Raw genomic sequence first — 24741 nt, 5'->3', positions numbered from 1 at the left:
CTGCGTCAGATGTTCCGTCCGAAGCTCCGTCAGAGGATCCGTCAGAGCAGAGTCACCTCAGGGCCGAGGAGCAGCGCCTCGGCCCGGCGACTGCGCTGGTAGTCGACCACGTTGCCCCGGCGCACCCGCGTGACCAGGCCGCAGTCGTGCAGGATCTGGAGGTGGTAGGAGATCGTCGCCGCGCTCAGCCGGTGCCGCTCGCTGAGCGTCGCCGTGCACCGGGGCGCGACGAGGTCGTGGAGGAGCTCGACGCGGGTGTGGCCGATGAGCTTGCCCAGCGCGCGGCCACGGACGGTGGTGGCCGGGTCCCCCACCGTGCGTACGGGGTAGCGCAGGACGGCCACGCGGACGTCACCGCGGTGCTCCCCGGCGGATACACGCTGGTGGGCAGGGGCGAGGTGGCGGACTTCGTCGACGGCTTCTTCGCGCGGACCGACTGGACCCAGACGCTGGAGGTCCGGCACACCGCGGTCGCCGGGTGCGACACCGCCCTGGTCCTCTTCGACTCGGTCTACACCGACGGCGACGGAGCGGTGCCCCTCGCGATCATCATCACGTGGACCTACGAGCGCGGAGAGTGGAAGGTGCTCGTCGACCAGAACACCGTGGTCGGCTGACGGACGGCCTTCCGTCTCACCCGGGCGGACCATCCACCACCCGCGGCACGAACTCCATCATCTGCAGCCGGCCGTCGAAGGTGCGGTGCTCCACGGTCTCGAGAACGACGTCCGGCCACCCGGTGTAGAAGTGCTCACGCCCGGTCGCCCCGTTGATCACCGGGAACACGACGACCCGCAGCCGGTCCACCAACCGGGCGGCGACCAGCGAGCGGCACAGGGTCAGGCTGCCGATGGTGCGCAGGGAGGTGTGGCCGTCCCGCAACATCTCGCGGACCGCCTCCACGGCGTCTCCACGGACGAGGCGGGTGTTGGCCCAGGCGAGCGGTTCGTCGAGGGTGGAGGAGAACACGACCTTGTCCATCGTCGTCAGGCCGCTCATGTCCTCCTCGCCGGACTCCACGAACCCGGCGAACAGGCGATAGGTGGTGGCGCCCATCAGCACGGTGTCCTCCGCGCCGGCGTCCTGCTCGAGCCAGGCGAAGTAGTCAGGCCCGCCCATCCCCCACAGGCCGGGCCAACCCTCCGCGGACGAGAAGCCGTCCAATGACGTGATCACGTCGACCATGAGCTCTGGCACGGCTCGCCTCCTCCACGCTGGTCCTACGACCTTGCATCGGGGAGCCGCCCGGGCACAACCCCGGTCAGCGCACCTTCACCCCGCCCACCCGGTAGGCACCGGACGCGGATCGTCCGGCGTTGGCCAGGTGCATCGGCACGGAGTAGCCGGACGGGTCGACGACGCTCACGAACACGTCGTACCGCCCGGCGGGCAGGCCGGACGTCCTCACCATCACGCTCCGCGTCGACGTGGCGACGAGCCCCTTCAGCTGCTGGCCGAGGGACCTGGTGACCGACCGGCCGGTGGCGGCGTGCACGAAGGTGAGGCGGACGTCCCAGGCGTCGTACGTCGGCGCGGTGCCCTGGTTGGCCCAGGCGGTCCGCACGGCGATGCGACCTCCCCCTGCGAACGCGTCCGGCATGGTCATCGAGCGGAGGCGGATGCGGTAGCCGGCCGTGGCGAGCGCCTTGACGTAGGCCGAGCGCTGGCGGTCCGTCAGCGTGCTGTGGTCCCACGGCATGTTGCCCGAGGAGAGGGTCGAGACGTGGAATCGGCGGACCTGTTGGGCGCCGAGGACCGGGTCGGCCCGCGTGCACCACTCGGAGAAGAAGGGGCGCGTGCGCCACACCTCCTGGAGCCGTACGTCGGCGGGCACCATCGAGTACATGTCCGGGCAGCCGAGGCTGTCGGTGCGCAGGCCGAGGTTGCCATGCGCCTTGAGCGCCTTCAACGTGAACGGCACCGGCGTCATCGTGTTGATGAGGACGTGCTTGGTCGGGAATGCTGTCGCGACCGCGTGCACGACGGCGAGCCCGTTGGCGTCGGAGATCCTCGCTCCCGCGTCGACGTGCCACTCGCCGTAGCTCCCGTAGCCGCCCACGTCGACGTAGCCCAGCCGCGGGTCGTCGCCGTAACGGCGGCCGAGCTCGGCCATCAGCTCCTTCCACTGGCTCAGGAAGGCGGGCGAGTTCCAGTCCGGGAGGTAGCCACCGGACTGTCGCGGGACGAAGGACGGCGTGACGGGAGGGAAGTCGGCGCGGCTCTCCATCCAGCAGCCGGGGCAGTACGCCATGACCCGGAACCCGAACTTCCCACCCCGCGCACCGGCTTCGGCCAGGCCGGCTTCGATCAGGGAGAAGTCCCAGGCGTTGTCCGCCTTCTCGATCCGCCCCCAGTAGACCTGGTCGCGGTAGTAGACGTCGTTCGAGGTCGCCGTCGCAGGCGTGGGCTCCGCCCCGAGCCAGCGGTACTGACCGCGAAGCGGGTTCGGCAGGTCGGTGCCGCCGGCCAGCGGCGCGAGGGTGAAGGTGCGCTCGGACCCAGCGCCGTACGCGGGGGGCGAGGCCGTCGCGCCCAGCAAGGAGGCCAGGCACGCGACGGCGGCAGCCAGCGAGGTGACGCTGCGCCAGGAGAGTCGCATCGCCGCTCACCTCCCTGTCGTGGTCGAGCCCGACGACAAGTGTGCGGACCACGAGGTGCGCGCGCAGGCGTTTCCCGACTTTGGGTGGTCCCGTGTTGCCTCCTGGGCTCCCGCTTGGTCAGGCGCCGCCGACGCGATCGGCCGGCACACCGCGGGCACCCGAGTCGGTGAGCTCGGCCTCCCGGACCGCGGCCGCCTCGAGCTCCTGGCGACGGGTCTCCTCCATCATCGCCCGCGTGGCGTCGTAGATGCCGGGGTCGGAGACGAGGTCGGCCGCGCCACCGCGCAATCGGGCCAGCGCGGCCCGGGCGAAGATCTGCTGCTCGGTCGTGGTGCGCTCGGAGCGGTCGTTGCTGATGAAGGTGATCGCCCAGCGCATCAGCGCCGAGACCCGGTTCTTGAAACCCGTGAGGTAGATCAGGTGGACCCCGAGCCACATCAGCCAGGCCACGATGCCGGTGAGGCGGAGCTTGCCGACCATCGCCACGGCCCGGAACCGGCTGATGATGGCCATCGAGCCCTTGTCGAAGTACTTGAACGGCTCCTGCGGCTGCTTGCCCTCGAGCCGGTTGTTGATCTCCTTGGCGGCGTACTTCGCACCCTGGATGGCCACCTGGGCGACACCCGGCAGGTTGTCGAGGGCGATCATGTCGCCCACCACGAAGACCTCGGGGTGGCCCGGCAGCGTGAGGTCGGGGTTGACCGCGATCCGGCCGGCGCGGTCGAGCGGGGCACCGGTCTGCTCCGAGAGGGTCTTGCCGAGCGGGTTGGCCTGCACGCCTGCGGCCCAGATCTTGGCGACCGAGTTGATCCGCTCGACGGTGCCGTCCTTGAACTTCACCTCGAGGCCGCGCTCGTCGACGTCGGTGACCATCGCGCCGAGCATCACCTCTACGCCGAGCTTCTCCAGCTCCGCCTTGGTCTTGGCGCCGAGCTTGGCACCGAACGGCGGCAGCACCTGGGGAGCCGCGTCGATCAGCACGATCCGGGCGTCGCGGGTGTTGATGGCGCGGAAGTCCTTGCGCAGCGTGCGGTGGGCGAGCTCGGCGATCTGTCCGGCCATCTCCACACCCGTGGGGCCGGCGCCGACGACCACGAAGGTCAGCAGGTGGTCCACGTCGTCACCGCGGGTGGCGCCGAGCTCGGCCATCTCGAAGGCGCCGAAGATCCGCCCGCGCAGCTCGAGCGCGTCGTCGATGCTCTTCATGCCGGGGGCGAACTCGGCGAAGTGGTCGTTGCCGAAGTAGGACTGGCTGGCACCAGCCGCGACCAGCAGGGAGTCGTACGACGTGACCGTGTCCCGGCCGAGGACCTTCGAGGTGACGGTCCTGGACTCGAGGTCGATGGCGGTGACCTCGCCGAGGATGACGCGGGCGTTGTCCTGGCCGCTGAGGATCTCGCGGGTCGGCGGGGCGATCTCGCCCTCGGACAGGATGCCCGTCGCGACCTGGTAGAGCAGGGGCTGGAAGAGGTGGTGGGTCGTCTTCGCGATGACGGTGACGTCCACGTCGGACCGGCGCAGCGCCTTCGTGCCGAAGAGCCCGCCGAAGCCGGACCCGATCACGACCACCTTGTGGCGCGGTGCCTGCGTGGGGGTCATGGAAGCTCCTAGGGTCGTAGGTGCGATTGTCAGTTCCGCTACGTCTCCATTGTCCTCCGTTCGGGACCGTGAGCGCGAAACGCCGACCGCGTCTCATTGCTCACAGCCCCCATCGTGCCTCAGGAGAAACTATGGTGACGCTCAAGGTTTGAACCGTCCCTCTTCGGGCAATGATGGCCCCACTGGACTGCCCACCCCCCGCCGAAATGAGTCCCAGTTGCCGCTGAGCTCAGAACTGACGCTGGCATCGTCGCCGCGCGCCGCGGCAGACGCGCGACGGTGGGTCGGCGACGTCTGCGAGCGGCTCGAGCGGACCGACCTCGTCGAGTGCGCCGAGCTGGGCGTGTCCGAGCTGGTGGCCAACGCGATCCTCCACGCCACCGCCCCGTTCAAGGTGCGGGTGCGCGGCACAGCCAGCCATCCCCGCATCGAGGTGGTCGACGGTTCGACCAGGCCTCCCGTCCCGCCGGCCACGGTCCCCGAGGACGACCTCGACCTGCTGCTCACGTTCGGACGCGGTCTCGCGATGGTCGCCCAGTGCGCGGTCGCCTGGGGCGCGACGATCGAGTCCGACGGCAAGATCGTGTGGTTCGAGCCCGCGCAGCAGATGACCGACGAGGGCTCGGCCGAGTGGGTCATCGACCAGCAGGACCGCCCGCACCCCGAGCCCACCAGTGACGTCGCCGTCGAGATCCAGCTCCTCGGACTCGAGGTTCCGCTCTACCTCTCCCTGAGCCAGCAGTACCACGAGCTGCGCCGCGAGCTGCGGCTCCTGTCGCTCTCGCACCAGTCCGACTACCCGTTGGCCGGCGACCTCACGTCGATGTTCGCCAACTTCGAGCGCCAGTTCCCCGACACCTATCACGAGCAGATCCGACAGGCGGCCAACCGGGGACTGCCCCGCGTCGACGTGAGGTTCTCGATGATGCCGGAGGCCGCACCGATCTTCGTGACGATGACCGAGATGTTCGACGTCGCCGATGCGTTCTGCCGGGCCGAGCGGCTGCTGTCGATGGCCCGCACCACTCCCCAACGCACGTTCCACAACTGGCTGCTCGGCGAGCTGATCCACCAGCTCGGCGGTGCGACCGCGCAGCCCTGGAACGGGCAGTCTCGCCCCGACTCGTCGTCCACGAGCCAGGTCGGGTGAGCGCACGCTCGGTGCGGGTCTCCGACCTGCTCCCGGTGGCAGCCGGTGGTGCCGTCGGAGCTGTTCTCCGCTTCGGTGTGGACAGTGGTGCGCCCGACACGCTGTTCCCGTGGGCGACGATGGCGATCAACGTGGTCGGGGCCTTCGCGCTCGGCGCGCTGCCCGCTCTCGCGCTCGTACGTAGCTCGCGGCGGGTCACGCTCGTCCTCGGTCCGGGGGTCCTGGGGGGCTTCACCACCGTGTCGGCGTGGGCCGGACAGACCCGTGCCCTGGCGGACGACGGACACGCCGGGATCGCCGGGCTCTACCTGGTGTCCACGATCGCCGTCGGGTTGCTGGCCGCGGCGCTAGGACAGCGGATCGCTCGGCGTCCCGAGCCGGACGGAGCACTGGGGTGATCAGCCCATGACAGTGTTGCTCGTCGCGCTGGGTGCCGCGGTCGGCGCTCCGCTTCGCTACGCCTTGGCGCAGGCCCTCGACGGGCGCTTCCCGACCGGGATGCTGGTGGTCAACACCCTCGGTTCTGGCCTGTTCGGCGTCTTCGCCGCGCTGTCGCTCGGGGTGGGCGGGTGGGCGCTGCTCGGCACGGGCTTCTGCGGCGCCTTCACGTCGTTCTCGTCGTTCGCGGTGCAGTCCGTCGAGCGGCCGGCTCCGACCGCGGCGGCGTACGTCCTGGCGACGACCGTCCTCTCGGTCGGCGCCTGCGCTCTCGGGTGGACGATCGGCGCCCTCTAGCCCCAGCCGAGCTCGTGGAGCCGGGCGTCGTCGAGGCCGAAGTGGTGGGCCACCTCGTGGACGACAGTGATCCGGACCTCCTCCTCGAGGTCCGCCTCGCTGTCGGCCATGTCGAGCAGTGGCCCGCGGAAGAGCAGGATCCGGTCCGGCAGCATGCCGGAGTGGTTGGCCGGGCGCTCGGTGAGGGCCAGCCCGTCGTAGAGGCCCAACAGGTCGGGGTCGTCGGCCGGCGCCTCTGGCTCGACGAGCACCACGACATTGTCGACAAGGCGGGCCAGGTCGTCGGGCAGACCGTCGAGGGCCCGCTCGACCATGGCGTCGAAGGCTGCTGGGTCCAGGTCGACGGGCATGGGGACAGCCTAGGGAGCCTCCGGAAACCGGTGCGTGGCCGAAATGCAGATCAGGGTGAGCCTGGTGGCTCACCCGACCTCGACGGGACTCGAACTCCAGCGCACCTCGTAGCCGTTCGTCCTCTACGGCCCCGCGCGTGCCTTTGGCACGCTCCGCGGACGTCCGCAAACCGTGGCCCGTAGCCCAGGTTCCCGCGGTCCGTGACCACATCTGTGACCGTCAGCCCACTGAGAGGATACCGATGACCAAGCACACTGAAAGCCCGTGCTCCCGCGGCCACATCTACGGCCTCATCAGCGCCGGGAAGCTCCGCGCCGTCGAGACCAAGGCCACCGGCACCAAGGCCACGACCCGACCCCCCACGATCGGGCGCCCGAGCGCTGCGTGCGGTTCCCGTGCGACCAGGCCTACAAGCGAGGCACCCACACACCGAACGAGGACGGCGAAGTCGCGCACGCCACCTCCGTCCGCCACCGGCACTGGGAGAGCGATGACTCCGACGTCGAGCTCGAGACGAAGTGGCGTGTGTCCGTCGTGGCGCGCGGCGAAGGGCCTTGGCAGCTGGCTCTCCGCCTCAGCGACGTGGTCATGTGGGTCGACCGAATCGACGAGATCGAGGATCTCGCTGAAGGACTGAGCCGAGGCGCCCTCTGGACGCTGAAGGCACGCCTGCAGGATGCCCAGGAGGTGCCGCTGTGAGTACGACGTGGGTTGACGACCTCGACGAGCCGATCGCCTACCACCTGACCGATGCTGGGTGAGCGGCCACAGGGCCGACCACGTGGACGCTCACGGAGGCGTCGACGTCGTCTGGGCTGGCGCCGGCATACGTCGTCCAGCTGGGAGCGCCTGGGAGCTCTGGCCCAGCTACGCGGCATAGGGCGGCCGGGCGCCTCGGCAACGTCGTCATCGTCTAGTAGCCTCGCCGCGCTCGTCCGCACCCCCGTGGCGGCCGAGCCCCCTGAGCCCGCCCGTCGTCCACAGGGCGGCGGGCGGGTCCTTTTGCGTTGTCCCACCCGCGGTCGCGCTCCCTGAGGCGTGACGGTGCGGTTCACCCGACGAGGTATACCCAACCTTGCGGAACCTTTGCCAGGAACTCCCGGTGCCCCAGACGGCACTCGCCTAATGTGACCGTCACGCAGCCACCTCCTGTACCCACAAACAGGACCCTGCGAGGGACTCGCCCCGGCTACCCCCGGTCTGGGGCGCGTCCCGACAAATCGGCTCGCTGCCGCGTCGCTCAGCCGACCCCCTGACTGCCCGCGGAGCCCCCAATCAACCGCAGACAGCCCCCCCGGGGATCGCCCGTATCGATGGCCAGAACGCTACTCCTCCCGAGATCGGTCGTGCCTGCTGTCTAGTCCGGCCTGACGTCCTGGATCAGCCCTGACGGGAACGCTCATCCCTCGACGTCTTCGTCCGGCTGCGGCTGGATCACCCGGCCATGGTGCGTCTGCTTTCGATCGGGCGCTACGCCCGTCGGAGGGGTGGACGATGAGGGCCCGCGCCGACACTCCACTGGGGTGAACACGCTGTCGGCGATCGGGACAGCCATCGAGCTGGTGGGCCTCGCGCTCGCCATCCGCGGCCTCGTACACACGTGGAGGCAACAAGCCGGAGACGCGAGGTTCCTCCCCACCTTGCGATCCGAGTTCGGCGAGGTAGTGCTGGGGCGAACCCCCGATCGGAGTGGGCGCCTCGCTGGGACCCTGCAGCCGAAGTGGTTCAGTGCCAGCGCGACCGCCGTCCCTACGTGGCCGGCTGACCTCACCCTCGAAGAGAAGGTTGAGCATCTACTCGAGTTGCACGAGGAGAGCCTCACGCGGGCGAACGACGCTCAAGAACGAGCCGACCAGGCTCACAAGCGGCTCAACGTCCTGAGGGACCAGATCGACGAGCGGATCAGCAACGTCCAAACCGAGGTGGCGACGGGCCTGCGAGCAGTGAAGCTCGAAGGTCTTCCCTTGACCGTGTTCGGTCTCGCGATCGTCACCCTTGGCACGATCCTGCAACTGCTGGACCAACTACTCCCAGGCTGAGCGTGGCGGTCTCTCTCCACAGGCCAGCCGGGAGCCTTCCGTGATGTCCGCCCCTGGACGCACACTGCTCCGATGATGCGCCGCATCACACAGACGTTCCATGGCTGGGACCAACTCGACGTCGTGGTCACGCTCCCGGAGGGCCACGAGCACGCCGGCGAGCCGGAACGCCACCGCTGCTCCCCGGGGCGGGGCGTCGTCATGAGAGTGCAGACCACGTGTGACCACTCGGTGACCAGAACGGCCATCCGAGCTAGAAATGCAGAGAGCCGCAGGCTCTTGACCTGCGGCTTCTCGTACATGCCTCTGCGACCCCGACGGGACTCGAACCCGCGGCCTCCGCCGTGACAGGGCGGCGCGCTAACCAACTGCGCTACGGGGCCAGATGTGCTCCTTGCGAAGCGGGTGGAACTCTAACCCATGCTCTTCGGTGACCACCAATCGGCGCCCAACCAGGACCGGGCCGCACCCCCAACCGGATTCGAACCGGCGCTACCGCCGTGAAAGGGCGGGGTCCTGGGCCGCTAGACGATGGGGGCCAAGCTTGCGTGGGACGAGCCCGCTCAAGCGTCGCCAAGCATAGGGCCAGCGGCGCGCTGGTTCCCAACCCGGACGCCCGCCGACGCGGGGCGGGACGAGGGACCGAGGGCACCTGCGACCAAGGTCGGTCAGAAGGTTGGTCGAAAGTTGGCCGAACTTGCCTACATGTGCCAGCGGGTTTGACTAACCTTGTCGTGTGAGCCGTGCCGTGCAGTTGCGCTTCCTCGTCGTCGACGACAACGAGGACATCCGCGACGTCTTCTGCCGCCTCGTGGAACGCGCGGGACACCACGCCTCCACGGCCGGCGACGGCCAGGAGGCGGTGGACCTCCTCGGGGTCGAGTCCTTCGACGTGATGCTCCTCGACCTCACCATGCCCCGCATGAACGGCGTCGACGTCGTGCGGTGGCTGAGGGCTCATCCAGATGTCGCTCCGAGCATGAAGATCGTCGTGATCAGTGCCTGGGCCGGCGAGCACCGAGCAGTTCTGCAAGAGCTCGGAATCGACACTGTCATGCAGAAGCCGCTGCGCATTCAGCAATTGACTGATCTGATTAGCCAGACACTGCTCGACCTTGAGTCCGGAAGCCGACCCTGAACGCACTATCGGTTCCGTCCTCTGGGCGGTGTCACCCGCCCGCCTACCTGGCGCGCATCACCTCAACCCTGGAGAACACCATGATGAAGCGTTTCCGCACCCGCAAGCCGTCCACGAGTGTCGTCAACCGGATGCCCTACACGTGGCGTCCTGCCCCCCCGCGTCACTGATCGCAAGAAGAAGCCAAGAAAGGTCGTCACGTCCCGTGGCGCCCATGGACAGCGTCGAGTCGGCCGGTGGCCAGCTCGGCGCTGTCCTATCTGCACCACGATCCGGTGCGGCCGCGCTCGCGCCCGGCGGACCATGGCTGGCCACGAGCCTCGATCAGGCGCGTCAGGTCCTGACCGACGTGACAAAATTTGACTTCCCCGGCAACGTCAGCGGCACCGACGACCTGACAGGCAGCCGGGGCGAGACCCGCTCAGGTCACACGATCTTCCCCCCGGTCACGCCGGGCCAGGTGACTCGGGGGATCACCACCTTCGACCGGGAATGGGCGGCGGCACTTCGCGAGCACGACCGCACGCGCTCCGGTGAGCCGTACGACGCCATGGTGCTGCTCCGCCGCCCGGTCGCCCGTGCCACGGCCTCAGCTGCCATGCCCTCGATCGGGGAAGACGTGCGTGACGTGGTGGCCGACCGCGTTCTGGCGTGGATCGATGCCCTCGGGCCGATCATCGCCGCCCGGCGCCCACCGCGGCGCTGGAGCCGGATCCGCCGCGTGGAGCACGACACGCGGGTCGCCCTCGAGGACGTCCTGGAGGACGCGCTCGCGAGCCTGCCCGCGCCCGGCCAGACCCCGCAGCAGATGGCGACCCTGCTGGCGGCCGGCACCCAGGTCCCGATCGCTGCCGGCGCCTTCCTCCTGGCCTGGCTCGCGGATCACCCGACGGGAGCTGTCGACCCGGTCCATGCCGTCTGGGAGACGCTCCGCCTGACACCGCCCACCTGGCTCACGGCCCGGGTCACCACGGGAGACGTGGAGCTGGGCGGGACGCCGATCCCCGCAGGAGGTCTGGTCTTCGTCAGTCCACTCCTGCTCGGCCGCCTGGCCGACCTGGTGCCCGGCGATGCCTCCGGCCTGGTCCGCTTCGACCCCGATCGGTGGCGCGACGGCACTCGGCGACCCGGCGCGTGGCTGCCGTTCGGAGCCGGTCCGCACGCCTGCCCCGGACGGAATCTCGGAATGGCCGTCCTCACCCATCTTGCTGAGTGGGCGGCCTCGCACGAAATCTCACTGGCGGAACACGTCGCCATCGACCAGAGTCGTGGCATCGCCCCGGCACCGTGCCGCTTCACGGTCACTGCCAGAAGGGAACCGGTCTTGTGATCGACCACCCCGCCCTGCAGGACACGTCCGTCAGCGGACCTGTCTCGGGCGAGGCGGCCGCGCTCGCAGCGGTCACCCTCAGGGGGGACATCAGCCTCGACACGGCGATCGCGCGCGTGGCGGAGCACCTTCTCGCCGAGCAGCGCGTCGAGGTCGTCATCACCGTGCTCACCAGCCTGTCCCCCGACGACGAGACGGGCTGGACCCGGCTGGGCGGGCGAGCCTGGATCCGCGAGTGGAAACGCCCTGGCTCCGTCCGCTCCTTCGTCCCGCCGCCCGGGGCCGGTCCCGAGGCCGCCCTGACCATGCCCTGGATGTCGCAGTTCGCGCGCCGGGGCATCGTGGCTCTCCCCGACAGAGAGCTCCTGCCCCCGGAGGCGGCACAGGACGTCGCAGAGCTCAGACGGGAGGGGGTCGGCAGCCTGATCGCCTCGTCGCTCCTGTCCGAGGGGGACATGTTCGGCAGCATGTCGACCGTCAGCACCGAGTCCGGTCCATGGTCACAGGTCCTCGTGGACGACCTTCGCCTGCTCAACGCCGCTCTCGTCTCGCGCCTCATGCTCGAGCAGTCCCGGCGCGCCCTCGCGGAAGCGATCGAGGCCGGCACGGAGGCGCAGCTGGCCTACCAGCAGTTCTTCGCCGCCGTCGGGCACGAGCTGCGTACGCCCCTCGCGGCGGTCCTCGGCTACACCGAGGTCCTCCTGGACGATGCCGCGCACGCCCCGGCGGAGGTGGTGTCGGCAGGCATGCTCCGCGACGGGCCCGTGATCCTGCGCGCCTGCGACCAGGTCCTCGCGGTGGTCGACAGCCTCCTCGGAGCCGGCCGGACGCTGTCCGGCGACGACCAGCGCCAGGATGTCCCGATCGCCGACGCGGTCGCCGACGTCGTGCACTGGCACCGCACCCCGGCACGGACCGCCCACGTGGAGATGCACGTCAAGGTGGACCCCGCGGTGACCGCCTACGCACATTCCTCCGGCGTCCGCCAGGTGCTCACCAACCTCCTCGGCAACGCGATCGCCCACCACCACCCTGACGGGGGCAACGTCCACCTCACCGCCGAGGCGCTGCTCGGCGAGAGCGGGAAGGAGATGGTGCGGATCATCGTGCGCGACGACGGACCCGGCCTGACCGCTGACCAGCTGGCGCACGTGTTCGAGCCGTTCGTGCGGTTCGCACCGTCCGGGAGGAAGGGCAGCGGGCTCGGTCTGTCGATCTCGCGCACCATCGCCGAACGCGACGGCGGGGCGGTCCGGGGCGAGTCGACGCCCGGCGTGGGGTCGTCGTTCTGGCTGGAGCTGCCGGCCCACGCGCCACCGGTTCCGTGACGCGAGCCGATTCCGTCCTCCCCTCGTGGCTCATGTATTCTCGTCACCGCTTGGGCAGGTAGCTCAGTTGGTACGAGCGATCGCCTGAAAAGTGATAGGTCGGCGGTTCGACCCCGCCCCTGCCCACAAGCACAGAAGGGCCCCGATCACGTCCCGATCGGGGCCCTTCTGCGACCCGGCCGACTCGACGGCAGGATGGACCCGTGATCCCGCGCCTCGAGATCGTCCGCCGGCTGCGCCCGGTCGACCTGGTGGCGCCGGGCTCCGTCCGCGTCGACACCACGACGGGAGGGATCGTGCCGATGCCGGCGGTCGCGCCCTACGTGGCGGTGACGACGCCGGTGCGCGAGCGGCCACGGCTCGCCCTCCACCTGGGCGGGCTGCGGCTCGGCGCGGATGTGGCGGGGGGCTCCGTGTCCCTGACGATCACCCGCGACCACGCCACCCAGGAGGTGCGGAGCCGGCGGTTCCACCGGTCCGTCGACCCGACCGAGCTGGGGCTCACGCTCACCGGGTCCCACCTCACGGCGTGGACCCGCGAGGGCGTCCAGTGGGTCGCGCGGGCGAGGTACGACCTGCGCGACGACGTGGACGTCCACGGGGAGGCCGCGCTCGCCGGGCTCCGCGTCGAGCTCCCGACCTGGGGCGGTGTCGCCGGTGGCTTCGGGCAGCTGGGCCTGCGCGACGTCCGGTTCGTCACGGAGGAGGACGGCCGGCCGCTGCGCGACGGCGACGCGCTGTGGCTCACCGCCACCTCTGCGGGGCCGGGCTTCTTCGACACCGCCCACACCAGCGTCTGGCGATTGGACGCCACGCTCCTCGAGGTGGCCCACGCCGCCGACCTCTACTTCCGCCGCCCCGACCGGCCGGGGGTGTTCGGCGACCACGCCACGCACCTCGTCCGCTCGGGGGACGGCTGGCTGGTGGCCACCAGCACGTGGGGCGACTTCGAGACGCCGACCACGCGCGCCGGTCGTCGTACGCCCGCCGGGTTGCGGGTCACCTTCGCCGAGACCGACGCCGACCTGCTGCACGGTGCCCACGTCCTCGACACCCGCGAGCTACCGCTGCCGACCGACGACCTCGCTTCCATCGCCACGTGGGACCCGCACCTGGTCCGCCGCGACGGGCAGTGGCTTGTCGGCTTCGTGAGTGCCCGCCGGTTCATCGACTTCCACCCCGCCCTCGCAGGTGGCCCCTCCCTCGACGAGCTGGGGCTGCTCGGGGCCGCCACCGACCGCCGGGCCACCGAGGGCACCACGCTGGTCGAGGTGGACGGCCGAATGCTCGTGCTGGCCAGCGACGGGCGCGACTCACCCCGCGGTCAGCGCGCCCGCTTCCCGGTGTTCGACCTGGAGATGGGCGACCTCGGCCTGCTCGACGCGCCCTACCCGACGAACCTGCCGTGGCCGTCAGTGGCGCACGTCGACGGGACGTGGCTGATGGCGACCTTCAACGGCCGCGCGGTCAACGAGCCGCTGCTCGGCTACGGCACGCACGGGGACCTGGTGCTGATGCGGTCCGGGTGATCGCGCGGCGATACGCTGGGAGTGACGGCGGTCACCACCCCCCCGACCGCGCTGACCAGGTCCGCACACCCCGCGGCCGCCACCAGAAAAGGACCCACAGCATGTCTGGAGCACCCAGTTCCGGCCGAGACGTCTTCGAGCTCGGCAGCGAGCACGAGCAGGTCGTCTTCTGCAACGACCGCGCGACCGGCCTCAAGGCCATCATCGCCCTCCACTCCACGGCCCTGGGTCCCGGACTGGGCGGGACGCGGTTCTACCCCTACGCCAGCACCGACGACGCGCTCGTCGACGTGCTCAACCTCTCCCGCGGCATGTCCTACAAGAACGCGCTCGCCGGCCTCGACCTCGGCGGCGGCAAGGCCGTCATCATCGGAGACCCGGCCGAGATCAAGACCGAGGCCCTGCTGCGCGCCTACGGCCGCTTCGTCCAGTCGCTCAACGGCCGCTACTACACGGCCTGCGACGTCGGCACGTTCTCAGAGGACATGGACCACATCGCCCGCGAGTGCGACTTCGTCACCGGCCGCACCGTCGCCCACGGCGGCGCGGGTGACAGCTCGGTGCTGACGGCGTACGGCGTCTTCCAGGGCATGCGCGCCGCCGCCGAGCAGCTGTGGGGCGAGCCCACGCTCGCCGGGCGGACCGTCGGCGTCGCCGGTGTCGGCAAGGTCGGACGCCACCTCGTACGCCACCTGGTCGAGGACGGCGCGACGGTGGTCGTCACCGACGTCTACGCCCCCTCCGTCGAGGCCATCCGCTCCGCCTATCCCGAGGTGCAGGCCGTCGGCTCGACCGACGAGCTGGTCGCGGGCGCGCTCGACGTCTACGCTCCGTGCGCCCTCGGCGGAGCCATCAGTGACGAGGTGGTCGAGGTGCTGAGCGCGAAGATCGTGTGCGGCGCCGCCAACAACCAGCTCGCGCACCCCGGGATCGAGAAGCAGCTCGAGGAGCGCGGCGTGCTCTACGCACCCGACTACTGCGTCAACTCCGGCGGCGTGATCCAGGTCGCCGACGAGCTCGAGGGCTTCTCCTTCGAGCGAGCGCAGCAGCGTGCCGCCGGGATCTTCGAGACCACCCGCCGGGTGTTCGAGCTGGCCAAGGCCGACGGGGTCACCCCCGCGGACGCCGCCGACCGCCTGGCAGAGCGCCGCATGCGCGAGGTCGGCCGCCTGCGCGGCATCCACTTGCGCTGACCTGACGCTTGTGCGCACGCAGGACCCCTTGAGCTGACGCTTGTGCACGTGCACAAGCGTCAGCTCGGCCCGTCGCAGCATGCACAAGCGTCAGCCCGGCAGTGGGCGCGACGAGACCCCCGCGCACCCGGTCAGCGGATGCGGTGGTGGTGGATCAGTCAGTCTGCGCGACGACGCGGGTCGGCATAGTCCGCCCACTCGTCCTCGTCCGGCTCGACATCACTCGTCGCCGGGTGATGGTCCTCGCCGTGCAGCTCCTTCGCCAACGCGCCGAAGTCCGTCTCGTGAGTCCGGTACTTCAGGTCGCGTGCGACCTTGGTCTGCTTCGCCTTCGCTCGGCCGCGCCCCATAGGGTCGACCCCCTCGCACACTTGGCCGGGGCTGCCGGGGGCTCACCCCGACGCGCCCGGTCTGATCGGTCACATATCGTGGGGACAACGCTACCTGAGCGGTGGCTGTTCCCGCACACCAAGCCCCGGCATTTCGTCCGCTGTCAGCGAACTCGGGCTCACCAGCCCGGGTGCTGGCCCTCCAGCCGGACCCGGCCGCCGTGCTCCGGGTCCACCGTCGCCTCTCCGGCCACCCATGCCCTGATGCCGTGGCCGGCCAGGACGGAGATGGCCGTGTCGACCGACTCCGGCGCCGTGAGCGAGACCATGCCGACGCCACAGTTGAGGGTCGCCTCGAGGTCGGCCTGCGACACCTCGCCCACCCGGCGTACGACGTCGAAGACCGGTTGCGGCGTCCACGTCGAGCGGTCGATGCGCACCGACAGCTCCTCGGGGAGCACCCGCTCGAGGTTGGCGGCGAGCCCGCCGCCGGTGACGTGCGACATCGCGTGGGTCTCGGTGCGGTCGGCGAGGTCGAGGCAGGCCTTGGCGTAGATGCGGGTCGGCTCGAGGAGCTCCTCGCCGAGCGTGCGGCCGAACTCGTCGACGTGACGGTCGACGGTCCACCCGGCACCCCCACGGTCGGACGGAGCGAGCAGGACGTGGCGCACGAGCGAGTAGCCGTTGGAGTGGAGGCCGCTGGCCTCCATCGCGATCACCACGTCTCCGGGGCGGACCCGGCCGGGGCCGAGCAGCTTGCTGGCCTCCACCACACCGGTGGTCGCGCCGGCGACGTCGTAGTCGTCGGGGTCGAGCAGGCCCGGGTGCTCGGCGGTCTCGCCGCCGATCAGCGCACACCCGGCGACGACGCAGGCCTCGGCGATGCCCTTGACGATGGCGGCGATCCGCTCCGGAACGACGCGGCCGCAGGCGATGTAGTCGGTCATGAAGAGCGGCTCGGCCCCACACACGACGAGGTCGTCGACGACCATGCCCACCAGGTCGAAGCCGATGGTGTCGTGCACGTCCATCAGCTGCGCGATGGCGACCTTGGTCCCCACCCCGTCGGTCGAGGTCGCGAGCAGCGGGCGCTCGTAGCGGGTGAGCGCGGAGGCGTCGAAGAGCCCGGCGAAGCCGCCCAGGCCGCCGATCATCTCGGGACGGCGAGCCTTCTCGACCCACCCCTTCATCAGGTCGATCGCGCGGTCGGCCGCGTCGATCGAGACCCCGGCAGCGGCGTACGCCCCTCCCCCGACGTCAGCGCTGTCGGCATGGGCACTGGCGGGCTGCTCGGTCACGTGTCTCCTCGGGTGGCGCTGAAGGATGGCCGGTGGCGGTTCAGGGGTTGTTGAGGACCGGCAGGGCGCGGCCCATCGTCGGCGACTGCAGCGTCGTCTCGAGCAGGTGCTTGCCGAGCAGGCTCTCGTCGGGCAGCTCGATCGGGTACTGGCCGGTGAAGCATGCCGTGCACAGGCGCTCGGCCGTCTGGCTCGTCGCCTCGATCATTCCCTCGAGCGAGATGTAGCCGAGACTGTCGGCCCCTACGCTCGCGGCGATCTCGTCGACGTCGAGGCCGTTGGCGATCAGCTCGGCGCGGGTCGCGAAGTCGATGCCGTAGAAGCACGGCCACTTCACCGGGGGTGAGGAGATCCGGACGTGCACCTCGAGGGCGCCGGCCTCGCGGAGCATCCGCACCTGCGCGCGCTGGGTGTTGCCGCGGACGATGGAGTCGTCGACCACCACGATCCGCTTGCCGCGGATCATGTGCTCGAGCGCGTTGAGCTTGAGCCGGATGCCGAGCTGGCGCAGGGTCTGGCTGGGCTGGATGAACGTACGCCCGACGTAGGCGTTCTTGACGAAGCCCTGGCCGAAGGTGATGCCGGACTCCGCGGCGTAGCCCGACGCCGCGGGGGTGCCCGACTCGGGGACGGGCATCACGAGGTCGGCGTCGACCGGGAACTCGCGGGCGAGGCGGCGACCCATCTCGACGCGCGCCTCGTGGACGTTGCGCCCACTGATGGTGGCGTCGGGGCGGGCGAGGTAGACGTACTCGAACACGCAGCCCTTGCGGTCCGGCTCGGCGAACTTGTGGGAGCGGAGGCCGTTCTCGTCGATGACGATCATCTCTCCGGGCTCGACCTCCCGGACCACGCTGGCACCGATCGTCGCGAGGGCGGCGTCCTCGCTGGCGACCACCCAGCCCCGGTCGAGACGGCCGAGGACCAGCGGGCGGATGCCCTGCGGGTCACGAGCTGCGTAGAGGGTGCCCTCGTTCATCCACACGAAGCAGAAGGCTCCGCGCAGCTGCGGGAGGACCTCCAGCGCGCGCTGCTCCAGCGACGTGTCGGGGTGGTGCGCGAGGAGCGCGGTGACCAGCCCCGTGTCGTTGGTCGAGGTCTCGACGTCGCGGCTGTGCAGCGGCAGCTCCCCGTCGGGGTCGGGCAGGTCCTCGACCATCTGGGCGAGCTCGTGGGTGTTGATGAGGTTGCCGTTGTGGCCGAGGGCGATGGACCCGTCGACGGTGGGGCGGAAGGTCGGCTGCGCGTTCTGCCAGGTGCTGGCGCCGGTGGTGGAGTAGCGCGAGTGACCGATGGCCAGGTGTCCCTTGAGCGACTCGAGCGTCGACTCGTCGAAGACCTGGGAGACCAGGCCCATGTCCTTGTAGACCAGGATCTGACGGCCGTTGCTGACCGCGATGCCGGCGGACTCCTGGCCGCGGTGCTGCAGGGCGTACAGCCCGAAGTACGTCAGCTTGGCGACGTCCTCGCCCGGAGCCCAGACTCCGAAGACTCCGCACGCGTCCTGCGGGCCTTGGTCGTGGGGGTCGATCGCCATGGTCAGACGGCCGTCGCCGCCCTTCCGCTTGCTCATCGGCTGAGGCACGGTCTGCAGTCTACGGGCGAAATCGCCTGGGACTTCATCGACGTCCGCGAGCGACGCCTCCCGATACCTCAGATGGTCCTCAGATGTCGGAGAGGAGGGTGCGCGCGTGGTGCAGGGCGAGGCGGCCGACCGCCCGCGTGGAGGCCGGCAGCGGCAGCGCGTCCCACAGCGGGCTGCGCCGGGTCCATGCCGCATCGGACGGGCGCGGTCCCTCGGCTCCGCCGTGCTGGGGGTCGCTGGCCCGGCGTACGGCCTCCTCCACCCCCAGGAGCGGGCCGCCGGTGCGCGGCACCCACGTCGAGCCGGGACGGCACACCATGTCGTGGCGCAGCGACTCGATCAGCGCGGTGACCGTGTGGAACGGCGCCGTGGTGGCCAGGGCGGTCGCCAGCCCGACGAGGCCCGCCGGGGCGACGAGCGCGGGCACTCGCAACCGGGTGAGCCCGGCCTCGCGGGCGCAGGCCCGCATCAGGTCGGGATAGGCGACGACGTCGGGTCCACCGACGTCCACGGCACCCCGCATCCCACCCTCCAGGGCCTCCCTGACGGCGCGCAGCACGTCGGAGACCGCCACAGGCTGCACCGAGTTGTTCATCCACGTCGGCACCGGCTGCACGAGGAACAGCGTGGCGATCTGGCGGATGATCTCGAAGGAGGTCGAGCCGGCGCCGATGACGACGCCCGCCCGCAGTGCCACCGCGCCCTCGCTCGCACCGAGCAGGATGCGCTCCACCTCGAGCCGGGAGGAGATGTGGGCCGAGAGCTCGCCCTCGGGCACGGGCGGCACCAGCCCGGAGAGGTAGACGAGACGGCGTACGTCGCTGTGCGCCACCGCCTCCGCCACGACCTCGGCACCGCGCCGGTCACGCTCGGTGAAGTCGGCGCGGTCCAGCGAGTGGACGAGGTAGACGACCGCGTCCGCCCCCGCCACGGCGGCTGCCACGGCGGACGCGTCGGTCACGTCGCAGCGGATGGCGCTGACCTCGTCGCCCCACCCGAAGCGCTGCGGGTCGGGAGCCGACGAGGAGGCCGCGACCACCTCGTGGCCGTGCTCGAGCAGGTGCGGGACGAGCCGGGAGCCGACGTAGCCGGTCGCACCGAGGACGAGGACGCGCATGCCCTAGGCCTCGCCGAGGTGCTTGAGCAGGTTGCGCGAGAACACCGTGCCCATGTGCGTGACGACCGAGGACATCACCCGCTCGACCGCCGGCCGGGCCAGCCCAGGCAGGGGGAGGTTGCAGGAGACCTGCAGGTCGATGCTGACGTCGGTGCCGCCGCCCGTGTGGTCGGCCAGGAGGTAGGTGCCCTCGACGGCCGTCATCTCGTCCGGGCGGGACGGGTCGTGGTGGAAGTCGATCCGGTCCTCGGGCTCGAAGTCCATCACCTCGGTGAAGCGCGGCGCCACCGAGATGCCCAGCACCGGGAGGGTGCCCATCCGCCACGTCCACCGGTCGCCGTCGACCGTGATCGAGGTGACGTAGGGGGTGATCTTCGCGATCAGGTCGGCGTCGGTCAGCGCCGCCCACACCTCGCTGCGGGGCGAGCGGAGCACCGCCGAGGAACGGTCACGAGCACGGAACGTCGCCATCCCGCCACGCTACCGGCCGGTCCCGCGCCGGCAGCTCCGAGCCTCAGCCGCGGCCGAGCCCGCCCAGGTTGCGCAGCAGCAGCGCCTCGGCCTTGACGACCTTCTCGAACTCCGCGAGGTGCAGGCCCTCGTTGGCACCGTGCGCCCGGGTGTCGGGGTCCTCGACACCGGTGACGAGCACGCTGGCCTGGGGGAACGCCTCGAGGAACTCGGCGATGAACGGGATGGATCCGCCCACACCCATGTCGACGGGGGCCGTGCCGTCCCACGCCTCGGCGAAGGCGGCGCGCGCGGCGTCGTACGCCGGACCGCTGGCGTCGATCTGCGTCGCCTCACCGGTGTCGACGACCTTGGTGGTGAGGGTGGCGCCCCACGGGGTGTGCTTCTCGAGGTGGGCCTCGAGGCACTGGACGGCATTGGCGGTGGTGTCGCCGGGGGCGATGCGCATGCTGATGCGGCAGCGCGCGGCGGGGACCAGCGTGTTGGAGGCACCGTCGACCTTGGGCGCGTCGAAGCCGGTGATGCTGATCGAGGGCTTGGTCCACAGCCGCTCGACGATGCTGCCCTCGCCGATCCACTCGATGCCGGGGGCGGCACCGGACTCGGCGCGCAGCCGGGCCTCGGGGTACTCCACGTCGGCGGCGCGGCCGGAGACGAGTCCTTCGACGGCGACGTTGCCGGCGTCGTCGTTGAGGCTGGCGATGAGGCGGCTCAGCGTCATGATCGAGTCGGGCACGAGCCCGCCCCACATGCCGCTGTGCACGGCGTGGGTCAGCGTGCGGACCTCGACGTCCATCCGGACGAGGCCGCGCAGGCTGGTGGTCAGGGCCGGCTCGCCGATGTCCCAGTTGCCCGAGTCGGCGATGACGATGACGTCGGCCTCGAGGCGGTCCTGGTAGGTGTTGAGCAGCTCGACGAGCGTGTCCGAGCCCACCTCCTCCTCGCCCTCGATGAACATCACCAGGTTGACCGGGAGCTCGTCGCCGAAGATCCGGACCGCGCCGAGGTGGGCGGCGATGCCGGCCTTGTCGTCGGCGGCGCCGCGGGCGTAGAGCCGGTCACCACGCTCCGTCGGCTCCCACGGCGGGGAGTCCCAGTCGGCGTGGTCGTTCTCGGGCTGGACGTCGTGGTGGGCGTAGAGCAGGACCGTCGGGGCGCCCTCGGGTCCGGCCTTCCTGGCGATCACGGCGGGCGGGGCACCGTCGTACGCGCGGACGATCTCGGTCTCGAAGCCTTCGGCGGCGAACAGGTCGCGCGTGGCCTCGGCGCTGCGCTCGACCTCACCGGCGCGGGCCGGGTCCGCGGACACGGACTGGATGCGGACCAGGTCCTCCAGGTCGCGGCGGATGCCGGGCATGACCTCGGCGAGGCGAGCGGTGATGTCGACAGTCATGCGGACACCCTAGGACTCGGCCTGGGACGCGCCTCAGGACCCACCCATGGAGGCCCACTCGCCGCTGCGCTTCTCCATCATGAGCTGCCGCTCGGAGTCGGTGAACCCGAGCCGGCGGTAGACCCCGATCGCCTCGCCGTCGGTGTCGGCGACGATCACGAGGGTACGTACGCCGGCCCCCTGGAGGAGGTGGTCGAGGCCGTGCTGGCCGGCAACGTGGGTGACCGCTGCGGCCAGTCCCTGGCGGCGGTGCTCGGGGTGGGTCTCGACGCTCTGGAAGCGTGCGACACCCTCCTCCGTCACGAAGATCCCGGCGGTGGAGACGAGCCGGCCGTCGACGAAGGCGCCGAACCGAGCCCCCCGTCCGGCGTCGACGAGCCGCCGCTCCTGCGTGTTCTTCCGGCGCGCGAACGTCATGAAGGACTCCTCGGAGGTCTCCGGGTAGAGCTCCCGGCTGAGCCGGGCCCGTGCCTCCCAGTCCTCGTCGCCCTCGAGCGCGCGGACCTCCGCCCCGACCTCCTGGGGAGGCCGGAGGGAGGACGCGGTGAGCACCACGGCCACGTCCACCGTCAGCCCGGCGGCCTCGAAGGCCGATCGCGCCTCGTCGGTCAGGTCGGCGGTGTCGATGCCGATGCTCACGTGGTCGGCCAGCGGGAACTCGGTGTGGAACGCCGCGACGACCTCGCGCTCGCCGCCGGGGACCGGGGGTTGTGCGAGGAGGATGAAGTTGCCCCAGAAGTAGGACGGATTGTCGGGCGAGCGCACGACGAGGTGCGTGCCCCGGTCCTCCACGACGCTGCCGGACGCAGTCAGGAGCGCCAGGTCGGTGCGGAAGCCGAGCGAGTTCACGTGCATGCGCGAAACCTAGCCGTTGACGACGTTGATCAAGGGTTTGCCCGAGACCATCCGGCGCAGCTGGTCGCGGACGAGCCCGCCGATGCGGGGCAGCATGGCGGTCGTCCCGCCGGCGACGTGCGGCGTGATCAGGACGTCCGGGGCGTCCCACAGCGGGTGCCCGTCGGGCAGCGGCTCGGGGTCGGTGACGTCGAGGGCGAAGCGCAGCCGACCGGCGTGCCTCAGCACCGCGTCGGTGTCGACCACGGGACCCCGTGCGACGTTCACGACGAGCGCACCGTCGGGCAGCAGGGAGAGGGCCTCGTCGCCGAGCAGGCCGCGCGTCGCGTCGCTGAGCGGGACGAGCGCGACGACCACGTCCTGCTGTGGGAGCAGGGCAGGCAGGTCGCCGACGCTGCGCACCCGGCCGACCAGGTCGTCGTCCCGCTCCCGCGTGGCGACGGCGGTGACCAGGGCCTTCATCGGGAGGAGCCGCTCGGCGAGCGCACGGCCGATCGAGCCGAAGCCCAGGACCAGCACCCGGGAGTCGGCGAGCGAGCGGCGGCCCGGCATCGGCCTCCAGTGCCCGTGCTGGCGCACTGACTCCGGGACGCCGCGCAGGCTGGCGAGCACCAGGCCGACCGCGTGCTCGGCGGTGGCGTCATCGTGCACCCCGGTCGCGTTGCAGAGGGTGGTCCCGGCAGGCAGCCGCTCGGCCACGCCGTCGTACCCCGCGGTCTGCAGCTGGACAACCTCCAGCCCCCGGAGCTGGTGGCCCTGGTCGATGACGTCGGCGCGAGGGGCGTAGCGCGGCACCCAGAACTCGACGACGCCGTCGGGCGCGGGTCCGTCGCCGTTCCAGACCATGACCTCGACGCCCTCGACGGGACCGACTGCCTCTGCCAGCTCGGCGGTCGCGACGAGCGCCCTCATGCGTCGTCCTGCTCGGTCAACGGGAGGTAGGGCGACAGGTCAGTCCGCTCGCCGCTCGCGACGACGATGCCGTCGTGCACTGCCTGGTGCCACGACGTACGACCTGTGGCGAGGGCGAGCCAGGTCTCGGCGTCCGTCTCGATGACCGCCGGCGGGGTGCCACGCGTGTGGCGCACCCCGGGCACCACCTGGACCGCGGCGTAGGGAGGCACCCGGACCTCGACCGATCGTCCGGGGGCCCGCTCCTCGAGGACGGCGAGGTAGTGCTTGACCAGCGCACGGGTGTCGGCGCCGGCGAGCTCGGCGGGGTTGAGCTTCTTGAGTCGGGCAGGCACGGTCCGAGGCTAGTCGGCGCGGGTCAGCCGATGCCGTCCAGCACCTCGAGGATCGAGGCCCAGGCCGGGCTGGCCGGGTCGACCACGCCGAAGTGCCCGCCCGTGACCTCGACCAGGGTGGCCTGGGCGCCGGCTGCGGTCGCCGCGGCGACGTACGTCGTGGCCTGCTCGTAGGGAACGGTGTCGTCGTCGCGCGCGTGGACCGCCCAGACGGGTACGTCGAGCGGGACGTGGCGCGCCGGGTCGGCGAGGTCGTACGACGCGTGGTCGGGGCTCGAGCCCATCAGCGCGTCGACCGCCCCGCCCCCGAGCCCGACCTCCTGCGCCGTCGTCAGGTCGAGGACGCCGGCCTGGGAGACGACGTGGGTGACCTCGACGCCCCCGGACCACGCCGCGAACCTGGTCCGTGCGGCTGCCCACGCGGCCAGGTGGCCGCCGGCCGAGTGACCCAGGGTGACGACGCGCGAGGTGTCGACATCGGCGTCGGCGAGCAGGTCGATCGCGGCCGCGACGTCGTCGAAGGTGGCCGGGAAGCCACCGCCGTTGCCCACGCGCCGGTACTCCACGTTGAGCGCGGTCCAGCCGCGCGCGACCAGGTCCTCGGCGAGCGGCGTGCCGAGCGAGGCGTCGTACTGGGCTCGCCAGAAGCCGCCGTGGATGACGACGACGACGCCGCGGGACGTGCCGTCGGGCCGGTGGAGGTCGGCCCACTGGCTGGGGTCGTCGCCGTAGGCCAGTCGTTCCACGGGGTGCTCCTCGGTAGGGCCGTCTTCGGTGCGGGCGGGCTCGCTGGGGTTGCCGCAGGCGCCCACGGGTGCGATCGCACCTGCGACCAGAACGGCGCGTCGCGACAGTCTCACTTGCCGCCGTCGTCGGGGTAGGGCTGCAGCAGGTGGAAGACCACGTAGGTGCGGCGCTCGGAATCGCGACCGCGCGTGCGCTCCTGCCACGACCCGACGAGCGCGTCGAGCTCCTTGCGCAGGTCGTCCGCCTCCGCGTCGGTCAGCTTCAGGGCGTGCTCGGCGGACGTGAAGACGCCGCTCCCTTTGGGGTGGCGGGTGTCGAACGCGCGGTCCACGAGGTGGTGGCCCCACGCCTGCTTGCTCCGACGGAAGAGGTGGACCGCGGTCTTGCCCCCAGGCGCCCTCTCGAGCTCGCTCAGGTTGACGGTGAGTGAGGCCGTCGTGGTTGCCCGCCACACCCGGTCCCGCTTGTCGCGAGCCTCCTCCGGCGCCTCCTCGATCAACCCGTACTTGGCGAGCTGCCGCAGGTGGAAGCTTGCCTGGTTGGCGGGGATGCCGAGCTCGCGCGCCACGTCGGCCGCGCGGACCGGGCCCGATGCCTCGATCTCGTCCAGGATCCGTCCCCGGACCGGATGCGCCAGGGCACGGAGCACGCGGGGGTCGTTGACGGGCTGGAGGTCGGCCATGCACCTACCGTACCCGAATTGCGCA

The 24741-nt window shown here is 71.1% G+C and carries 27 protein-coding genes and 3 tRNA genes; 12 read left to right on the top strand and 18 right to left on the bottom strand.

The annotated features are described in order from the left end of the window. Window positions 1-41: 41 nt before the first annotated feature. Complete coding sequence (locus J3P44_RS00630) at window positions 42-344, bottom strand: ArsR family transcriptional regulator (protein ID WP_255888295.1); 303 nt, start codon at window positions 342-344, stop codon at window positions 42-44. Window positions 345-359: 15 nt separating this feature from the next. Here J3P44_RS00630 and J3P44_RS00625 point away from each other — a divergent pair, with 15 nt between their 5' ends. Then, on the top strand, window positions 360-617 hold the full coding sequence (locus J3P44_RS00625; RefSeq protein ID WP_255888294.1) for a Cif family virulence factor: 258 nt from the start codon (window positions 360-362) through the stop codon (window positions 615-617). A 16-nt stretch (window positions 618-633) separates the two neighbouring features. On the opposite strand, the gene J3P44_RS00620 is transcribed toward J3P44_RS00625, so the two are convergent. The 3 genes from J3P44_RS00620 to J3P44_RS00610 form a co-directional block, all read right to left on the bottom strand. Continuing rightward, window positions 634-1197 carry a dihydrofolate reductase family protein gene (locus tag J3P44_RS00620; protein WP_255888293.1) on the bottom strand — a complete coding sequence of 188 codons (564 nt, stop codon included), beginning with the start codon at window positions 1195-1197 and terminating at the stop codon, window positions 634-636. Window positions 1198-1261: 64 nt separating this feature from the next. Continuing rightward, window positions 1262-2599 (bottom strand): DUF4832 domain-containing protein, encoded by a 1338-nt coding sequence (locus J3P44_RS00615; protein ID WP_255888292.1) that lies wholly within the window; start codon window positions 2597-2599, stop codon window positions 1262-1264. Between the two features lie 118 nt (window positions 2600-2717). Continuing rightward, window positions 2718-4199 carry an NAD(P)/FAD-dependent oxidoreductase gene (locus J3P44_RS00610; protein ID WP_255888291.1) on the bottom strand — a complete coding sequence of 494 codons (1482 nt, stop codon included), beginning with the start codon at window positions 4197-4199 and terminating at the stop codon, window positions 2718-2720. Window positions 4200-4416: 217 nt separating this feature from the next. Here J3P44_RS00610 and J3P44_RS00605 point away from each other — a divergent pair, with 217 nt between their 5' ends. Genes J3P44_RS00605 through J3P44_RS00595 form a run of 3 tightly spaced genes read left to right on the top strand, consistent with a single transcriptional unit; the run spans window position 4417 to window position 6084 of the window. After that, the gene (locus J3P44_RS00605) at window positions 4417-5349 is read left to right on the top strand and encodes an ATP-binding protein (RefSeq protein WP_255888290.1); all 933 of its coding nucleotides are present in this window, start codon (window positions 4417-4419) and stop codon (window positions 5347-5349) included. After that, on the top strand, window positions 5346-5747 hold the full coding sequence (locus J3P44_RS00600; RefSeq protein WP_255888289.1) for a fluoride efflux transporter FluC: 402 nt from the start codon (window positions 5346-5348) through the stop codon (window positions 5745-5747). The genes J3P44_RS00605 and J3P44_RS00600 overlap by 4 nt, the downstream gene beginning before the upstream one ends. A gap of 7 nt (window positions 5748-5754) precedes the next feature. Then, complete coding sequence (locus J3P44_RS00595) at window positions 5755-6084, top strand: fluoride efflux transporter FluC (RefSeq protein WP_255888288.1); 330 nt, start codon at window positions 5755-5757, stop codon at window positions 6082-6084. On the opposite strand, the gene J3P44_RS00590 is transcribed toward J3P44_RS00595, so the two are convergent. After that, window positions 6081-6434, bottom strand: a complete 354-nt coding sequence (locus J3P44_RS00590; RefSeq protein ID WP_255888287.1) for a metallopeptidase family protein — start codon at window positions 6432-6434, stop codon at window positions 6081-6083. The two genes, J3P44_RS00595 and J3P44_RS00590, sit on opposite strands and share 4 nt — an antisense overlap. A gap of 385 nt (window positions 6435-6819) precedes the next feature. On the opposite strand from J3P44_RS00590, the gene J3P44_RS00585 reads away from it, so the two are divergent. Together J3P44_RS00585 and J3P44_RS00580 are read left to right on the top strand one after the other, a co-directional pair. Then, window positions 6820-7134 (top strand): hypothetical protein, encoded by a 315-nt coding sequence (locus tag J3P44_RS00585; RefSeq protein WP_255888286.1) that lies wholly within the window; start codon window positions 6820-6822, stop codon window positions 7132-7134. An 824-nt stretch (window positions 7135-7958) separates the two neighbouring features. Beyond that, on the top strand, window positions 7959-8474 hold the full coding sequence (locus J3P44_RS00580; RefSeq protein WP_255888285.1) for a hypothetical protein: 516 nt from the start codon (window positions 7959-7961) through the stop codon (window positions 8472-8474). Between the two features lie 309 nt (window positions 8475-8783). On the opposite strand, the gene J3P44_RS00575 is transcribed toward J3P44_RS00580, so the two are convergent. Together J3P44_RS00575 and J3P44_RS00570 are read right to left on the bottom strand one after the other, a co-directional pair. Next, a tRNA-Asp gene (locus J3P44_RS00575) sits at window positions 8784-8857 on the bottom strand. 83 nt (window positions 8858-8940) lie between these two features. After that, window positions 8941-9013: transfer RNA gene (locus tag J3P44_RS00570), tRNA-Glu, on the bottom strand. A 197-nt stretch (window positions 9014-9210) separates the two neighbouring features. On the opposite strand from J3P44_RS00570, the gene J3P44_RS00565 reads away from it, so the two are divergent. The 6 genes from J3P44_RS00565 to J3P44_RS00540 all read left to right on the top strand — a co-directional run bounded on the left by J3P44_RS00565 (window position 9211) and on the right by J3P44_RS00540 (window position 14992). Next, entirely contained in the window at window positions 9211-9612 is a 402-nt protein-coding gene (locus J3P44_RS00565) for a response regulator (RefSeq protein WP_255888284.1), read from the top strand. Between the two features lie 214 nt (window positions 9613-9826). After that, complete coding sequence (locus tag J3P44_RS24790; RefSeq protein ID WP_305121858.1) at window positions 9827-10942, top strand: cytochrome P450; 1116 nt, start codon at window positions 9827-9829, stop codon at window positions 10940-10942. After that, window positions 10939-12270, top strand: coding sequence for a sensor histidine kinase (locus tag J3P44_RS25325; protein ID WP_255888283.1), 1332 nt, complete (start codon window positions 10939-10941; stop codon window positions 12268-12270). The genes J3P44_RS24790 and J3P44_RS25325 overlap by 4 nt, the downstream gene beginning before the upstream one ends. Before the next feature lie 52 nt (window positions 12271-12322). Next, window positions 12323-12396: transfer RNA gene (locus J3P44_RS00550), tRNA-Phe, on the top strand. 77 nt (window positions 12397-12473) lie between these two features. Continuing rightward, entirely contained in the window at window positions 12474-13799 is a 1326-nt protein-coding gene (locus J3P44_RS00545) for a hypothetical protein (protein ID WP_255888282.1), read from the top strand. Window positions 13800-13900: 101 nt separating this feature from the next. Then, complete coding sequence (locus tag J3P44_RS00540) at window positions 13901-14992, top strand: Glu/Leu/Phe/Val family dehydrogenase (RefSeq protein ID WP_255888281.1); 1092 nt, start codon at window positions 13901-13903, stop codon at window positions 14990-14992. A gap of 158 nt (window positions 14993-15150) precedes the next feature. On the opposite strand, the gene J3P44_RS00535 is transcribed toward J3P44_RS00540, so the two are convergent. From J3P44_RS00535 to J3P44_RS00485, 11 genes are all read right to left on the bottom strand, one after another. Beyond that, window positions 15151-15342 carry a DUF3073 domain-containing protein gene (locus J3P44_RS00535; protein ID WP_255888280.1) on the bottom strand — a complete coding sequence of 64 codons (192 nt, stop codon included), beginning with the start codon at window positions 15340-15342 and terminating at the stop codon, window positions 15151-15153. A 158-nt stretch (window positions 15343-15500) separates the two neighbouring features. Next, window positions 15501-16619, bottom strand: a complete 1119-nt coding sequence (gene purM, locus J3P44_RS00530) for a phosphoribosylformylglycinamidine cyclo-ligase (RefSeq protein WP_255888279.1) — start codon at window positions 16617-16619, stop codon at window positions 15501-15503. A 40-nt stretch (window positions 16620-16659) separates the two neighbouring features. Then, window positions 16660-18192: an amidophosphoribosyltransferase gene (purF, locus tag J3P44_RS00525; RefSeq protein WP_255889143.1), complete on the bottom strand. Its 1533-nt coding sequence runs from the start codon at window positions 18190-18192 to the stop codon at window positions 16660-16662. Window positions 18193-18283: 91 nt separating this feature from the next. After that, window positions 18284-19321 carry an NAD-dependent epimerase/dehydratase family protein gene (locus tag J3P44_RS00520; protein WP_255888278.1) on the bottom strand — a complete coding sequence of 346 codons (1038 nt, stop codon included), beginning with the start codon at window positions 19319-19321 and terminating at the stop codon, window positions 18284-18286. 3 nt (window positions 19322-19324) lie between these two features. After that, window positions 19325-19792, bottom strand: coding sequence for an SRPBCC family protein (locus tag J3P44_RS00515; protein ID WP_255888277.1), 468 nt, complete (start codon window positions 19790-19792; stop codon window positions 19325-19327). Window positions 19793-19835: 43 nt separating this feature from the next. Next, window positions 19836-21185, bottom strand: a complete 1350-nt coding sequence (locus tag J3P44_RS00510; protein WP_255888276.1) for a dipeptidase — start codon at window positions 21183-21185, stop codon at window positions 19836-19838. 33 nt (window positions 21186-21218) lie between these two features. Next, a complete protein-coding gene (locus J3P44_RS00505; protein WP_255888275.1) occupies window positions 21219-22040 on the bottom strand; it encodes a GNAT family N-acetyltransferase in 822 nt (273 codons plus the stop codon). Between the two features lie 9 nt (window positions 22041-22049). Further along, window positions 22050-22952, bottom strand: coding sequence for a 2-hydroxyacid dehydrogenase (locus tag J3P44_RS00500; protein WP_255888274.1), 903 nt, complete (start codon window positions 22950-22952; stop codon window positions 22050-22052). Further along, on the bottom strand, window positions 22949-23287 hold the full coding sequence (locus J3P44_RS00495) for a sterol carrier family protein (protein WP_255888273.1): 339 nt from the start codon (window positions 23285-23287) through the stop codon (window positions 22949-22951). Before J3P44_RS00495 ends, J3P44_RS00500 begins: the two co-directional genes overlap by 4 nt. A 23-nt stretch (window positions 23288-23310) precedes the next feature. Next, on the bottom strand, window positions 23311-24033 hold the full coding sequence (locus J3P44_RS00490; protein WP_255888272.1) for a prolyl oligopeptidase family serine peptidase: 723 nt from the start codon (window positions 24031-24033) through the stop codon (window positions 23311-23313). A gap of 110 nt (window positions 24034-24143) precedes the next feature. Next, the gene (locus tag J3P44_RS00485) at window positions 24144-24716 is read right to left on the bottom strand and encodes a winged helix-turn-helix domain-containing protein (protein ID WP_255888271.1); all 573 of its coding nucleotides are present in this window, start codon (window positions 24714-24716) and stop codon (window positions 24144-24146) included. Window positions 24717-24741 lie beyond the last annotated feature (25 nt).

This window comes from Nocardioides astragali (assembly GCF_024436375.1).
Lineage (GTDB): Bacteria > Actinomycetota > Actinomycetes > Propionibacteriales > Nocardioidaceae > Nocardioides > Nocardioides astragali.
The sequence above is the reverse complement of the archived record's forward strand: the minus strand, read 5'-3'. Positions and strand labels throughout refer to the sequence as shown.